This window comes from Candidatus Saccharimonadales bacterium (genome assembly GCA_036397795.1).
Taxonomy (GTDB): domain Bacteria; phylum Patescibacteriota; class Saccharimonadia; order Saccharimonadales; family DASWIF01; genus DASWIF01.
The window spans coordinates 16303-29746 of record DASWIF010000034.1 but is presented as its reverse complement, the minus strand read 5'-3'; the positions used below and the strand labels follow the sequence as shown (position 1 = coordinate 29746).

The window sequence follows — 13444 nt, the reverse complement described above, 5'->3', positions numbered from 1 at the left end:
CAATACCTGGTACAAGAGCGGCTAAAGAACCCATGGTATGGATTCTGGGGTATTCCCGGCGGCAAAATCCGCTGGGGCGAGACCATTCTCGAAGCTGCCGCCCGGGAGCTAAAAGAAGAAACTGGCTTAAGCGCCAGTCTGTCCGTGGCTGGCATCTACCATGAGCACACCTATTTAGACTCCCAAACTCAACCGCAGGAAGACAAAGTTTTTATCGTCGTCCACTGCGCCCAACCGCGCGGTCGGCTGATTAAACAATTCGACGCCGGGCGGAATGCCTGGCTAACGGCCGAGGCCGCCATGAGATTGGAACCAAAATTCAATAGCTTTGAGCTTGAGCTCGAGGTAATCATGGGCCGGCACAAATTCATTGAAGTCGATCAACACTACCAATCCCAAGCATTTTGACCATGCGCTGCGTGCTCCACGGCAGTTATCGCTCCGACCTTGACGCCATCGACCAAATTGCCGACCAGTTCCGCGCCGCTGGTTGGCAAGTGCTGGCACCCGAAGCTTCTCCCGTCGAGTCGATTAAAGATGGATTCGTCCGGTTTAAGGATAATCGCGGCAAGACTAACCAGCAGATTGAGCTCGAATTTTTAGAAGCCATGAAAAGTCTCAATCCAGAGGGCTTTTCCTATTTTGTCAACCCATCGGGCCGACTGGGCCCGAGTGCCAGTTATGAGCTTTCGTTCGCCCATTCCATCGGCCTACCGGTTTATTTTCTGTGCCCGTTGCGCGCCCTTCCAGCTCTGGTACCAGCCCAAACTGTCATTTCACCCGAGGCTATAATCGACTACGTAGTTGCTCATAACCAGCTTCCACCGAACCCGTTGCTGCCTCAGCGTGATGAACTATCGCTCTTTCGCCGGGTGTTCAATCTCTAAATTTTGCCTTCTAGGTAGGCCCGGCGAAGTTGATTAGGAAATTTTTCAATGGCGTAACGCAGCATTGTCCGCGGCATATATTTATAGTGTTTGGCTAAAAACAGTTCTTCTACCGCCCGGTCCCGGTTACCGATTTCCCTGAGCATCCAACCGACGGCCTTATGGATCAAATCGTGCGGATGATCAACCAGTTCTTCAGCCAGCGACAAACAATCGGTAAAATCGTCCTCACGGATAAAGTAAAAAGTGGCCAAAATCGCCGCCCTTTGTTGCCATAATCCCCCGCTGGCCAACCGATAAAGCTCGCGCCGAGACTTGTCGGCTAGATAAGCTCCCAGGATTTGCGGCGCGCTGCTATCAATTAGGTCCCAGTTGTTAACCCACCCGTCGTTGAGCAGTTTCAGGTAGGCTTCATAGCGGACCTGTCGCCCGGCTTTAGCTGACTGGTTAAATTGATCAACCATGATAAACAAACCGGTCAGCCGGTGCTCGTGCACCGGACTCGCAATCAGCTTGATGACTTCCTCTAGCTTAAGCTCGCGATGATGGCTGGCAATGACCCGCTGGTCAGGTACGTTGACGCCGATAAATTCATCCCCTTCGCCATACTGGCCCGGCCCGGATTTGAAAAACCAGGCGTTTGATCGAGCCTTATCGGCTGAGGCCAGATTTAGCAAGGCTTGCTTCACGTCGCGCGCTGTCATAGTACTAGCATAGTCGATTGGCAGAGACATGAGTGTAAGAAAATACCATCACTAACCACCGACCGGTATACTAGTTGTCATGCGGCTAATATTCGCGACCTACAGTCCCGGCAAGCTGAGTGAGATAAAACGCTTAGGCCAAGTTAGTTCAATCGACGTGGTAGGCTTGAGCGACGTCGGCGTGGATGTTAAATTCCAGGAGACCGGCGACACTTATGAAGCCAACGCCCGACAAAAATTCGACCAGGCGGCCGCGGCTCTGGCGCACAATCAAATCGACTGGTTAGCCGCCGACGATTCGGGCTTCGAGATCGATGCGCTGGGCGGTCAGCCCGGCGTCAATAGTCAGCGTTGGGTCGGCCAGGAAATGACCGATCAAGAAATTACTGACTATACCCTCAAACAACTCGCCTCGGTCCCCCCACCCCAGCGTACCGCCCGCCTTAGAACCGTTGTAGCACTCGGTAAGACCGGTCAGCAACCGCTTATTTTTGAAGGTTCATTGGACGGCTCAATTCTGAATGTCCCGGATAAAGACTCGCCGTTAGTCGAGGGTTTTCCCTTGGGCCAGTTGTTTTTTATATCCGGAGCTATGTTGACTTACTCTCAGTACCTCCAAAAAGCTCAAGTCAACGGCCCGGAATTTTTGAGTCAACGGGCTCTAGCGTTTAAAAAAGTCTTCAACTATATCAACGATTTGCAGAGTCTGAGCGGAGATTTTTTAGAAAAGTAGCCAGCCATATAGCGCTCGGTCTGATCTTCCTCTCAAGCGTGGCTCGATCGACTTCAACCAGCCCAAACCTCGGCCAGAAGCCTAAGGCCCACTCAAAATTGTCAATCAGGCTCCAGTGCATATAGCCAATAACCTCCGCACCCTTGGCCATAGCCTTGCTGATGCCGCTAAACGTTTGTTTCAGCCACCACTCACGATTGTTATCATGTTTATCCGCTAACCCATTTTCCGTGATGATAATCGGTTTTTTATATTCGCTGGCCGCTTGCAAGATCACGTGTTCGATATCGGCCGGGTGCATGTCCCAGCCCACATCGTTTTGCCGCTCGTTAGTATTTTGCTTAGTGCCCTTAACGATCCGATCCGTTTGATAGTAGTTTATGCCGATAAAGTCTTGGGATGACTCGGTGCGGTTGTTAAACCATAAATTCCAGCCATAATTTTTTAGCTTAACCACCAGCCTTGTCCTGAGGGTGTTGTCGCCGGCGGCAAAATGGGTGTAGTGATAGGCCAAGCCGACGCTAAGCCGTTTATTTATGGCCTTGATCCGGGTATAGGCCTGCTTTTGGGCGGCCGCCAGGTGCCATACCACCCTCAGGCTCTTAAGCACTGACCTTTCCTGAGGCGGCCAACTACCGTTTAGATAGCCCATACCGGCATAGACATTGGGCTCATTAAGGATAATTACGTAATTTATATATTCGCCTAGTTCGGCCATGATTTTTTCGCAGAATCGAACAAAATGCTTAACGTTTTTCTTATTGGCGAATCCCCCTGATTCCGCAAACCAAACCGGCACCGTCCAGTGCCATAGGCAAACAAACGGCTCGATTCGCCGCCGATGCATAGCCTTCAATACTTGGCGGTAGTGGTCGATCTGAACTTCGTCCCAGGCGCCTGGTTTTGGCTCGACCCGCGACCACTCGATGGAAAACCGAAAGGCATTTAAATTAATCTGGCTTAAAAGGTCGAGATCCGCCTCATACCGCGCGTAATGATCAACCGCGATACCCGATACATAGTTGCTTGGATCGGTAGCTAGCTCCTTGAACTCCTCCCATTTTGGCAACCAGTGTGATAATTGGCCTTCGGCCTCCGACGCCAGCTCTTTGGCGTTGGCCAGTTCCCAAATCGACCACTGATTATGGTTTTTGCCTTCAACCTGGTGCGCGGAGGTCGACGCCCCCCAAAATTTAATTTTCTTGAGTTGTTCTTTGTTCACTTAGCACCTATTATACCCGAGTCGCCGCGGCTTTTTCTGCTTAGGACTTTAGTCGGCTGGCTTGCCTAACCAGTTAGCAATGCTGTCATCGTCTAGAGCCGCAAGTACCTGTGCAAATTCCGACGTTTCAAAATAGGCATCCAAATTTTGCCCGCCCAACTGCGAGACGATGTAGCCGATCCCGCGGCGGGCTGAATCGGTATAGACTAACAAGTGATCGAATATCCCGGGAAACTGGTCGATAACCCTATCCCAAGTCAAACTCACGCCAGCATAGCTTGCCAGGTATGATTTTCTCAACTCCCCGGCGCGCAAAATCAAAGTTTCACTCGGCAGTGCCTTAGCCGGTAGGCCGTGGCGCAAATCAATCCATTTTGGCTTAAACCCTAGGTACTCATGATATTGGTAGTAAGCCGTACGCGCCCCTCTTAAAAAGGCTTGTTCGGCCGGAGTTAGGTGCTTGTCCGGCAATAAGACCTCACCGCTATTTTTATCTTCGTGCTCAGACAGAATTGCCGCCCATCGAGCAGTCGGGTGAAAGTCATTTCCTCTATACCGGTTGTGGATCGTATAAACCTGTTGTTCGATGATTTTTCTCGACCGGTAGTAAAGATCTTCATCGTTTCCTGGCCGCGGCAAAGGATGTTCTGCTTGGCTTTTAATATTAAGTCGGTTTATTGAGGCGATGATTAAATCGGCATTTACCCTTTCGAGAGGTAAGTGTCCTCGCTCCCGGCGATTTGATCTTTCCATATCTCTTGAAGTTGCCCTATGTTCAATCGATTTGCAAGCTTAAGCGGGTTTTTTAGGCGGCGGGCGTTGTCTCTGGCGATCTTTATAAGCCAGTTTGCTCCGCTGTTCATTCATGTAGGTCACGTGTTTGGCGTCAAACTTGTCCAACCTATCAAACAGCGATGAATATCTATCCCGGTTCGGAATAATCACCTGCCTGAGCTTGTTAATGCTGGCAAGGTGCCGAATCAGGCCGGCAAAGTCGCCGTCACCGCTAACGACAACCGCCTGGTTATAGCGCTCAAGATCCATCATGGCTTGCAGCACCAAGTCGGCGTCGACGTTGCCTTTGATCTCCAAATCGCCGTGTCTGACCAGCGGTTTAAACACCAATATAAACCCCGAGTCCTGAAGGGCGCTATATAGGTCTTGGTGTTCTTCCATGAAGCCGATAAACATATAGGCCCGCTCGACGCCAAGCTCTTGTTTTAAGTATTCCCTGAACTTTTTATGGTCCAGTTTCCAACCCAAGGCCTTTACACCCGCGTTCAAATTTTGGCCGTCAATAAAGGCATAGTTGTTTTGTGATTTGCTTTCCATTTAGATCTATCTTAGCTTGTTTATCCAATTGATGAAACTTCGGCTGGTGATTTCTAAACCGCTTAGGGGCCAGGATTAGCCGCCTTAAGCTTCTTAGTCTGGGGTGATCGTTCGGCTAGAGCAGGTCATTTTTAGGGCTTTTTGATTCGAAACGTGGCGCTTAACGATGCCTGCAAGTGATCTGGCAGTTCATTTCTGGCGGTCACAACTTGCCACTCTGATAATTCGTCACTGTAATTTTTAATCTGCCGTCGCATATATTCTTCGTATGGATCGTCCTCTTCACCATCATCTCCTAAGTCCAAAGCTGTGGCCCAGCATTCGTTGCCATCGCGATCCACTACACCGATATCAAGCCCTCGCAGAATATGGCGTCCAATATTATGCGGCGGGCCGTTAAGCTTGCTTTCGTCAATACCGCCGATTATGACCAAGTTTCGCCCGATGTCATGGTAACAGCCTAGTTCAGCAATTTCCGAATAATTTAAGCCTGGTTTATTGGCGGCGCTGACCCTCATCAGCAAATCGCCCGCTACCACTGCTAGTTTTTCCGCCATAAGTTGATTAATATATCCTGTTCTTTGGAAAAGTCAAACCAATCGAACCATATCTACCGGGCCGCTGCCAGTTTTAGTTTTTTGCTAATTTACGCCGGCAGTTCAAGCTCAGTGTACTTTTCCGGCGGACTGACCATCACCTCTATGTATTCGTAAGAGATCGAGGTAGTCGCAGTATCAGAGCGCGACACCACTTGAGAAATGCGCCGGCTGGCGGCGTCAATATAAATTGTCACACTGCTGCCATCCATCGATTCCACCTCCCAAACGTCGCAGGTACCACTCGGGCAACTGTCCGTCCCGGCGTACGTTGCGCCGGCGTTTAAAGCCGCTAGTTCGTCGGCGTCATATTCATAGAGCGAGGTGTCAAAACCATTATCGGTGCTGGCGCTGACGGGATACTTGATCCACTGGCCGTTAGCCATCGAGAAAAATCCATCGGTAGTAATTATCATTTCAAATTCGGTACCATCCTGGTTGCCAATGTAGCGCCAAGCGTTGGGCGAGTCATACTCTACTCTCGCCTCGGAAGTCTGGTCTCCGACCGTGGTTCTAAAAGTGGCGACAAAGTCCAATCCGGTGGTCGCCACCGGCTGAAAGGTACCAGCCATTTGGTCGTTTGACTCGTCGTTTTGCTCTGAAGCCGGACTAGCCGGATCGTCGTCCTGGGTTAAAAAATAAGCCCCCGCCCCACCGAGTAATAGTACCAGCGCAATAATTCCCGCTATTAGGCCGCGATTCATGCCTTTGCCTCCTAAATAATGTGGTTATTTTAGCACTACTGTCTCGTTTTGGCCTATAAATACTGTTCCGGCCAACGCTGAATGTTGTCCACTGCCCGGTCCCAATCAAACCAATCTGGATCTTCTTCCATGTCCCACTCGTTGTTGGTTATGCTGATAATCTGGCCGCTGTAAGCCAGCTTCTGTCGGACTAGGCCGCCAGCGGCTATAGCCAATCCGACGCCCGTCATCGATCGGCAAACTATTCTACCGGCTAAGTCGTCAGCCAGCCGTTCGGACGTACGCTCGGCGAATTTTTTTAGCCAACCGGCCCTGTTAAGATAGTCATTACCCCGGTCCCACATATGTTCAAACACCTGGGATCTCTCCCGATTGGTCAGGTCGTTTCTCAGTATCGGCGCGCGGTGGCGGGCCAAAAAATCAATATAGCCGCCGATGTCCGGGTTAGAGAGGGTCGGATCCAGTTCGCGTACCAACCCGATACCCGCCGCTATACCGCTGACAACGGCGGTTTCCTGGATTTTAAACCTCTGATCGTTAACCGACAGCCGGTTGGCCTGACTAAGTCGAGCCATCCGAACAAAGAGTTCGGCAATCTTAGGATGTAAATCACAGATATGCAAACTGCGATCGACCATTTGCCAGCAATAGTCATCATCAGCCAGCCGATGCCAGACGGCTTTAATTTGCTCGACCGGCCACAGAGGCTGGCTGCCCTCGATTCGCTCTGGTGGGCTCATTTGAAAATCCTGGCCCTTTTTTTGGAAAATACTTAATACTAACTATACTATATCAATTCTTACCTGTTATTTTCAATAATTATATAGTTGATTATATAGTTTTTTTGGGCCCAAGCAGCATAGCTTTCCGGCCAATAAATCAACCTATGGCCACCTGCGTTGTTGATGACTACTCCTCGGACGATTAGGGTAAGCCAGCCGATTTTTCCATTCTCCCCTCCTTATTATTTGCGCCTTAAACCAAAATTGCCGCTTGTTTTTTTTAGACTGAGCCAGATGGATGCTCGACAATAACATTGTCTAATCGCCCCAAAAGCCACATCGCCTCTAATAATTGATCCGAGTTCATCTTCTGAAGGGTCGTCGGTACTTCCTCGTAATCGGGTTCGCTGTCTTCTCCCTCCGCCTCGTCATCGGTCTCTTTTGATAGTTCGTCCTCATCGTATCCAGCTTGGGCACCATCGACCTCAGGCCAGACGTGTTCAGCAACCTCTTTACTAACTCGAAAATAAGCTTCACCACTTTTTATATCGATGAAATAATGGCGTTCTTGCATGTGTCCGTCCACCCAAATACCGTCCAGGCTTTGACTCTCAAATTCAATCGAAAGCACATGGCTAAGGCTCAGAAACTCCCGGTAGCGCCGAGACAGCGCCTCATACTCCCTATCCCTGAAGATACAGACTGATTCGGTCGGGCTAAGAACATATGTCAGGCGTATTTCGGTTGCTCCCGGTGGTAGGGCCTCGGCCGGCAAGAATTTTCCGACTTCCTGGCAAAAGAGTCCGATCATTTCCGGATCTGATTCCACCAGTTTTGGCGTGGCCAAAAAATCAACTTCTCTCTTCATCAATAAAAGTATCGGCTTGTCGTCAAAAAACATCAAGCATAATAATTATAGCTCGACATATGCTTGAATTAATTTCCTCTGTTAATTATTAAAAGTTATATAACTAGTTATATAACTTTTTAAGACAGTGGATCATCATAAAGCATCCGTACTAGATTTTCTAGGTAGTGTATATCACTAGCTGTGTCCCGATAAAGGCCGGGCAACGCCGGCATTTTGCCGCTTGCCACCCGTATGTCGTCAATTAGCTCATCTATTTCTTCGATGGTAGGTATTTCACCCGCCGCAACCATAAGTTTTAAACTCTCTAACCGCTCGTATGAAATATTTTCGGTACTATGAACCCCTTCACTCATATATATATGCGCTTAATTTACAGGAATTCGTGTTACATGGACTGTTTCGTGCTCCAAGTCGCCCTCCTGGAGGTCTCTGGAGCCGCAAGCGATGATGCCGATCATACGCCCATTCAAAATTCTGCTTATCGACACCGGTCCAGAACACGAGTCGACTAATGTTTCTAGATCTGTCCTTGCTTCCCCTAACAGTTGGTCGAGATCTTCTAAATTATCTACTATTAATTGACCGGCCATTTTCTTGATTTCTTCTCTACTAATACCATCCACCGCCTGACCATGGCTAACTTCCTCTAAAAATCTAGTCAGAATATCGTGGTCATCTTGAGCGTTTTCGGTCAACGATATCTTGGTTGCGTGAGCCATGATGACCTCAAAACTATATTCAGACATAGTATGGCAGCGACTGCATGCAAAACCAGGATCCAACACTCGTCTCAACAAAGGGTTCTTATGCCCCAAGATTTCGTTGTCAAAATCTGACTCGCTCATATCAGAAATACAATGGCATATTCTCGGCAAATAACCAAACGGATTAAGACAAAACGATCGATTCCAATGATTAAGACCGATTTACATCAAATCAGGTTTTAGCTGCGTACCCTTGTCGTCTCTTTTCTCTCCACTCTCGACTGACGTACAGCTTGGCGTCAGGCGCCATGCGCAAAGAGGTGCCGACCATCCTGCTAATTTCTAGAATGGCGTCTGATTCTTTATACAAAACGTCTACTCCTTCTTCGGTTGACCTGTAATGGGCTTCTGCTAGCCGCCCGCCGAGGTTGGTACCCCACATGCCATCCGACCCTAGCATTTCATACACATCATCCCTAATCCGTACCCTGACCTCGGTAGGCGGGTAGAAACCATATACCTGGCCTTCCCAAGGCTTGGGTTGTGGTTCTGTTTCCGCTGTGCGCGTTTCAATTGGTTCACCTTCTGGCATTAGACTACCTCCTTTGATAATTCTTCTATTTTAACCCTTTTTTGCTCCATCGTGTCACGCTCGCGAATGGTCACCTGCTGGTCATTAAGCGATTCAAAATCAATGGTGACGCATTTTGGCGTGCCGATTTCATCCTGACGGCGGTAGCGCCTACCAATAGATTGGGTTTCGTCGTACTCCACTACCCCGTCGACTGACTCGTTTAACCTCTGATAAACTTGGTGCGCTAGCGGCGTGAGCTTATCGGTTTTGCTCAGCGGCAGCACCGCTACCTGCACCGGCGCCAGTTTGGCATCGAATTTGAGCACCACCCGCTTTTCACCCTTTACTTCTTCCTCGTAGTAGGCCGAATGTAGCACCGCCAGCAGCAGCCGCTCCACGCCAATACTCGGCTCGATGACATAAGGAGTAATATGGGTGTTCGTTTCCGGGTCAAAGTAGTTCAGCTCCTTGCCGGACGCCTTGGAGTGAGCCTGTAAATCAAAATCGGTTCGATTGGCGATGCCCCAGAGTTCCTTTTGGCCAAACGGATAAGCGTAGTTGATGTCCCAGCTGTCGACGGCATAATGCGCCCGCTCATCTTCGGTATGCTGGTACCAGCTGAGGTTGGCCTGGTTCAGCCCAAGCGCTGTCAGCCAGTCCCAACAGATTTGTTTCATATTGCTTAATTCCTGGCCGGCGTGCTGGGGATACACAAAGTACTCAAGCTCCATCTGCTCCAGCTCCCTGAGCCGGAAAATAAAGTCGCGCGGACTAATTTCGTTTCTAAAGGCTTTGCCGATTTGGGCGATACCAAACGGCAGCTTAGCCCGAGTAACTTCTTTAACGTGGTCAAAATCGGCAAAAATCGCCCCGGCGGTTTCTGGCCTGAGATAGGCCGCGGCGTCATCGCCTTTTACCGGGCCGACACTGGTCTTAAACATCATATTGAAGGTTTTACTGTCACCAAACGAATCCGTCTGACCGCAATTCTCACAGGGTTTTGACGTATCCAGTTGTTCCTGACGGTACCGAGTATGACACTTCTGACACTCCACCATCGGATCGTTAAAACCGGCCACGTGTCCGCTGGCCTCCCAGAGTTTCGGATTTTGGATAATTGCGCTATCCAGCCCGTAAATATTCGGCCGTTTTTTGACGAAGTGGTTCCACCAGGCTTCTTTTATATTTCTAGCTAGCTGCGCGCCGTATGGTCCGAGGTCATAAAAACCGGCCAGGCCGCCGTAAATCTCGCTGGCCGGCCAGACAAACCCCCGGCGCTTGGCCAGCGACACCAACGTATCTAGATCGGGTCCTGCGTCATTCATTTAGCCATAAGTATTAGCGAGAATGCACGTGCTTGCAAGCTGTTTAACCGTCAAAATTTAATTTTTAAGACGATCTAATGGCCGAACTGCCCAAACCCTGCGCCCGGCGTTTGATCAAAAGCGCCTGACGTCGGTTGACTTCATTTTCCAGATGCTTGACGATTGTTATCGCTAAAGCGGCCTCCAATGCTTGGTACGTGCCTGGGACAAGCCAACTGTCAACCTCAACCGGCAGCCAGTCATCCCGGTAGGGCTGATCACTCAGGCAATAGACGCCCTCCCCCGCTCGATACGCCAGCGTGTGGCCAATTTTCTGACGATTGCTCAAATTGAGACTGCGATTTACTTCTACGACCGCCATTACGGGCTGGTGGTCTGATAGGCGCCTAATGGCGTAGACACCGACGATTTTGGATTCAACACTGGTGCGGTCGGCAAACGGATCGAGATGTTGAAACCGCAAGTCGTACGATGGCTTGCCCCATAACACTTCCGATCGACTGGGAATCTTTAGCTCCACCCCATTCTCCAAAGTAGTAAATTTAGAACCGTATTGGTTGCCCTTGATAGTAGCTAGCCGCGTCAAGGCCAGAGAACTGGCGCTACTAAGCGCACCCTCGATCAGACCGTCGGTCGAAATCTCAAAAGCCTCAAATCGCTCGCCGCTGTTTATAGTCCCCATGTCTAACTACAGTTTATCGCTTTTAAATACTAAAACGCTAGCTTAAGCGTCAAAGTTTTTTGGTGGTCGTCGATTGCCCTTAGTATAGATGTTGAAGTAATTACTGGCGCCGCTTATCAGATTGTATAATCTGGACTGCGACACCTCTTCGGTCAACGAGCTTATTTTAATCGCCGCCTCATCGTCGGGATCGTAGTGAATACGTGCCGAGGCTACCAGCTGGTCGTGCCGGCTATCGGCGATATCCGGTATCTTAATTGAAACCTCAAATTCGCCGTTTGTTAGTCTTTTTGGTAAGTATCTTAGCCACAATTGGTACTTGGTGTGTTCGGCTATGCCGAGGCCAACCGGCAGAATCAGCCAAGCTTGCGGTATGGACTTGTTTTTAAACGCCTCGTCGCCTTGTTCTCTCCTGACCCGGTCAAGCCCGAATTGACACGCCGAGGCATAGAGAAGGCTTAATTTGTCTAACAAAAGGTGCCTTAGCTGCTCCGGGGTTACCTTAGCTTCTCTTGACTCCAGGCTGTCGAGCTGTCTAATCTCGTGGTCAACCAGCAACTTCAAATGGTCCAGTATTTTGGCGCCGGCTGAAGCGCCGCCGCTGCTAAAAACAGCGGCCACTTCTCCCCGCTCACCCACTAGTACTGAGACTTCATCACTAGGCCCGGCTTTATTGGGGTCGGCGATACTGATATTAAACGCCCTGGTTGGGCCTTCCGGCTCGCCGGGCGCGGCCCCTCGGGAGGACTCTCTGATTAGTAATCGCTTTGTGCTATCCCACTTGATAGTCCCCAAACTGCTACTAATCGGCAGTATGAACTCGGCCGCCTTTAAACGTTTATAAACCATGTCCCCGGCCAGGGCTTCGCTTGGCAACCTTAGTTCAATTAACCTTAAAAGGTTTTTCCCCAGGTCGGTATCAATCAAAGCCTCCAGCGGATCCGGCCGGTCAAAATCCCGCTCGTTAGGGTCATCGGCTTCCATGGCTTAACAGATTACCCTACTAGTCGTCCGCCATCAAAGCAGCCTTGCCGGCCAGAAACTTGGCGATCCGTGAGTCCAGTTCTTCGTCTGTCATATTTTTGTACTTTGTTAATTTAGGCTTTAGCGATGGCTTCTTGTACCAGTGCGATGGCGGTCGCGGCCGTCATCGGCTCGGAAAAGTTCGGATTATTTGGTAGTTGGGCTAAGTTAGTCATGGTCTTTCTCTTTTATTTATGTCTTATCAAATCTGTTAATCACTGGCTAATAATGTCCGCAAATTGTCCATCATAATAGTCGCTTGCCAGTTTGCCGAGCTGCGATGCTTCTCGCCTTTTTAGCCGATCATCCAGCTTGCTCCTATTGGGTGCGCCCCGACTATAATCGGCTCCGCCTGATTGTTGGTCAAACTCAATAATCCCTATATCTACATCGGAAATTTCTGCTTTGATCCGCTCGTCCGGCAACATATGCTCGCCGCCGGTTGTGATCATTAATGGTTTACTAGAGTCTTTCATATTTATGTTTGCTTTATACGCCTTTAAACATTAGCACAATGTTGCTCACTTGTCAATTTAATTAAGCCTTGGGTTATAATTATTAATCATGAGTTTGAGTGAAAGATTATACCAACATGAACTTGAGCGTGTCCGAGATATCGTTCAAGACCCGGAATGGTACCATCAGCTTACCCGGGAGCAAAAACTCCGGACGATTGGCGCTACTGCTCTGCATGGTTTAGTGTCAACCGAAGGCACTATACGTGAACGGTTAAAAAACGGTTTATACGATGTTTTTGAGCAGCTCTTGGCCGAAGAAGCCATCAAGTTAGGGGCAATCGGTCAGTATGAATGGGACTCGGAACGTCAGCCCGTGGACATGATCGTTATCCACCACACCAGTCGTCAACCGGGGCTTAGCGCGGACCGGTTAAATGCCATGCATCTCATCCGGCTTTATGTCCCCCATTACCAAAACCCGCCCGAATCGGATAGGCCACACGTAGCCGGCCAGCCAATTTACTCTGGCCACTTCCGTGAGGGAAAGCAAAAGTTCTGGGGCTATCATTGGTTAGTCAGAGACGCTGGCCAAGTCGAGCGGTTGTTGAGCGATGATCAAACCGGCTGGCAATCAGGCGACTGGAACGTAAATTGCCGTTCTGTTGCCATTTGTATCGACGACGATCTGGTTTCAAAAAAACCCGACGGCGATATTATGGACGGTATCGGCGAGCTAATAAACAGGCACTATAGCCATCTTGATATCTCCCCAACCACATTGTTGGGCCATACCGAAGTCAATATGAAAACTTCCTGTCCTGGCGGCGAATTTCTTGGCGGCTGGAAGTTTGAATTGCTTGATCGGATCGGGGCATAAGTTTTTTTCGTTGCTTGCCGTCTAGATTTT

The 13444-nt window shown here is 49.6% G+C and carries 19 protein-coding genes; 4 read left to right on the top strand and 15 right to left on the bottom strand.

Features of this window, described 5'->3' with window-relative positions; all coding sequences use genetic code 11:
• Positions 1-408: NUDIX domain-containing protein (locus tag VGA08_02065; GenBank protein ID HEX9679382.1), on the top strand; the 408-nt coding region annotated here is incomplete at its 5' end.
• A gap of 2 nt (positions 409-410) precedes the next feature.
• Positions 411-887, top strand: a complete 477-nt coding sequence (locus VGA08_02060) for a hypothetical protein (GenBank protein ID HEX9679381.1) — start codon at positions 411-413, stop codon at positions 885-887.
• Here VGA08_02060 and VGA08_02055 read toward each other — a convergent pair.
• Positions 884-1591, bottom strand: a complete 708-nt coding sequence (locus VGA08_02055) for a DNA alkylation repair protein (protein HEX9679380.1) — start codon at positions 1589-1591, stop codon at positions 884-886. The genes VGA08_02060 and VGA08_02055 overlap by 4 nt on opposite strands.
• A 79-nt stretch (positions 1592-1670) precedes the next feature.
• Here VGA08_02055 and VGA08_02050 point away from each other — a divergent pair, with 79 nt between their 5' ends.
• Positions 1671-2324, top strand: coding sequence for a non-canonical purine NTP pyrophosphatase (locus VGA08_02050; GenBank protein HEX9679379.1), 654 nt, complete (start codon positions 1671-1673; stop codon positions 2322-2324).
• Here the strand turns inward: VGA08_02050 and VGA08_02045 are convergent.
• The 14 genes from VGA08_02045 to VGA08_01980 all read right to left on the bottom strand — a co-directional run bounded on the left by VGA08_02045 (position 2281) and on the right by VGA08_01980 (position 12555).
• Positions 2281-3546, bottom strand: a complete 1266-nt coding sequence (locus VGA08_02045) for a family 1 glycosylhydrolase (GenBank protein ID HEX9679378.1) — start codon at positions 3544-3546, stop codon at positions 2281-2283. The two genes, VGA08_02050 and VGA08_02045, sit on opposite strands and share 44 nt — an antisense overlap.
• A 48-nt stretch (positions 3547-3594) precedes the next feature.
• Entirely contained in the window at positions 3595-4299 is a 705-nt protein-coding gene (locus VGA08_02040; GenBank protein HEX9679377.1) for a hypothetical protein, read from the bottom strand.
• A gap of 39 nt (positions 4300-4338) precedes the next feature.
• Positions 4339-4878: an NYN domain-containing protein gene (locus tag VGA08_02035; GenBank protein HEX9679376.1), complete on the bottom strand. Its 540-nt coding sequence runs from the start codon at positions 4876-4878 to the stop codon at positions 4339-4341.
• A gap of 131 nt (positions 4879-5009) precedes the next feature.
• Positions 5010-5435 carry a hypothetical protein gene (locus tag VGA08_02030; GenBank protein ID HEX9679375.1) on the bottom strand — a complete coding sequence of 142 codons (426 nt, stop codon included), beginning with the start codon at positions 5433-5435 and terminating at the stop codon, positions 5010-5012.
• Positions 5436-5524: 89 nt separating this feature from the next.
• Positions 5525-6178: a hypothetical protein gene (locus VGA08_02025; protein HEX9679374.1), complete on the bottom strand. Its 654-nt coding sequence runs from the start codon at positions 6176-6178 to the stop codon at positions 5525-5527.
• Positions 6179-6231: 53 nt separating this feature from the next.
• The gene (locus VGA08_02020) at positions 6232-6918 is read right to left on the bottom strand and encodes a hypothetical protein (GenBank protein ID HEX9679373.1); all 687 of its coding nucleotides are present in this window, start codon (positions 6916-6918) and stop codon (positions 6232-6234) included.
• Positions 6919-7180: 262 nt separating this feature from the next.
• On the bottom strand, positions 7181-7801 hold the full coding sequence (locus VGA08_02015; protein HEX9679372.1) for a hypothetical protein: 621 nt from the start codon (positions 7799-7801) through the stop codon (positions 7181-7183).
• 86 nt (positions 7802-7887) lie between these two features.
• Positions 7888-8124, bottom strand: a complete 237-nt coding sequence (locus VGA08_02010) for a hypothetical protein (GenBank protein HEX9679371.1) — start codon at positions 8122-8124, stop codon at positions 7888-7890.
• Positions 8125-8136: 12 nt separating this feature from the next.
• Positions 8137-8517 carry a hypothetical protein gene (locus VGA08_02005; protein ID HEX9679370.1) on the bottom strand — a complete coding sequence of 127 codons (381 nt, stop codon included), beginning with the start codon at positions 8515-8517 and terminating at the stop codon, positions 8137-8139.
• 190 nt (positions 8518-8707) lie between these two features.
• Positions 8708-9067, bottom strand: a complete 360-nt coding sequence (locus VGA08_02000) for a hypothetical protein (protein HEX9679369.1) — start codon at positions 9065-9067, stop codon at positions 8708-8710.
• Positions 9067-10374 (bottom strand): glycine--tRNA ligase, encoded by a 1308-nt coding sequence (locus VGA08_01995; protein HEX9679368.1) that lies wholly within the window; start codon positions 10372-10374, stop codon positions 9067-9069. The genes VGA08_02000 and VGA08_01995 overlap by 1 nt, the downstream gene beginning before the upstream one ends.
• A 64-nt stretch (positions 10375-10438) precedes the next feature.
• A complete protein-coding gene (locus VGA08_01990) occupies positions 10439-11056 on the bottom strand; it encodes a hypothetical protein (GenBank protein ID HEX9679367.1) in 618 nt (205 codons plus the stop codon).
• A gap of 42 nt (positions 11057-11098) precedes the next feature.
• Positions 11099-12040, bottom strand: a complete 942-nt coding sequence (locus VGA08_01985) for a hypothetical protein (GenBank protein ID HEX9679366.1) — start codon at positions 12038-12040, stop codon at positions 11099-11101.
• Between the two features lie 254 nt (positions 12041-12294).
• Entirely contained in the window at positions 12295-12555 is a 261-nt protein-coding gene (locus VGA08_01980; GenBank protein HEX9679365.1) for a hypothetical protein, read from the bottom strand.
• A 94-nt stretch (positions 12556-12649) separates the two neighbouring features.
• On the opposite strand from VGA08_01980, the gene VGA08_01975 reads away from it, so the two are divergent.
• The gene (locus tag VGA08_01975; protein ID HEX9679364.1) at positions 12650-13414 is read left to right on the top strand and encodes an N-acetylmuramoyl-L-alanine amidase; all 765 of its coding nucleotides are present in this window, start codon (positions 12650-12652) and stop codon (positions 13412-13414) included.
• The last annotated feature ends 30 nt before the right edge of the window (positions 13415-13444 follow it).

Coding starts and splice junctions, on each gene's coding strand:
- VGA08_02060 (HEX9679381.1), top strand. CDS start 411: ATGCGCTGCGTGCTCCACGGCAGTTATCGCTCCGACCTTGACGCCATC.
- VGA08_02055 (HEX9679380.1), bottom strand. CDS start 1,591: ATGACAGCGCGCGACGTGAAGCAAGCCTTGCTAAATCTGGCCTCAGCC.
- VGA08_02050 (HEX9679379.1), top strand. CDS start 1,671: ATGCGGCTAATATTCGCGACCTACAGTCCCGGCAAGCTGAGTGAGATA.
- VGA08_02040 (HEX9679377.1), bottom strand. CDS start 4,299: ATGGAAAGATCAAATCGCCGGGAGCGAGGACACTTACCTCTCGAAAGG.
- VGA08_02035 (HEX9679376.1), bottom strand. CDS start 4,878: ATGGAAAGCAAATCACAAAACAACTATGCCTTTATTGACGGCCAAAAT.
- VGA08_02030 (HEX9679375.1), bottom strand. CDS start 5,435: ATGGCGGAAAAACTAGCAGTGGTAGCGGGCGATTTGCTGATGAGGGTC.
- VGA08_02025 (HEX9679374.1), bottom strand. CDS start 6,178: ATGAATCGCGGCCTAATAGCGGGAATTATTGCGCTGGTACTATTACTC.
- VGA08_02020 (HEX9679373.1), bottom strand. CDS start 6,918: ATGAGCCCACCAGAGCGAATCGAGGGCAGCCAGCCTCTGTGGCCGGTC.
- VGA08_02015 (HEX9679372.1), bottom strand. CDS start 7,801: ATGTTTTTTGACGACAAGCCGATACTTTTATTGATGAAGAGAGAAGTT.
- VGA08_02010 (HEX9679371.1), bottom strand. CDS start 8,124: ATGAGTGAAGGGGTTCATAGTACCGAAAATATTTCATACGAGCGGTTA.
- VGA08_02005 (HEX9679370.1), bottom strand. CDS start 8,517: ATGTCTGAATATAGTTTTGAGGTCATCATGGCTCACGCAACCAAGATA.
- VGA08_02000 (HEX9679369.1), bottom strand. CDS start 9,067: ATGCCAGAAGGTGAACCAATTGAAACGCGCACAGCGGAAACAGAACCA.
- VGA08_01995 (HEX9679368.1), bottom strand. CDS start 10,374: ATGAATGACGCAGGACCCGATCTAGATACGTTGGTGTCGCTGGCCAAG.
- VGA08_01990 (HEX9679367.1), bottom strand. CDS start 11,056: ATGGGGACTATAAACAGCGGCGAGCGATTTGAGGCTTTTGAGATTTCG.
- VGA08_01985 (HEX9679366.1), bottom strand. CDS start 12,040: ATGGAAGCCGATGACCCTAACGAGCGGGATTTTGACCGGCCGGATCCG.
- VGA08_01980 (HEX9679365.1), bottom strand. CDS start 12,555: ATGAAAGACTCTAGTAAACCATTAATGATCACAACCGGCGGCGAGCAT.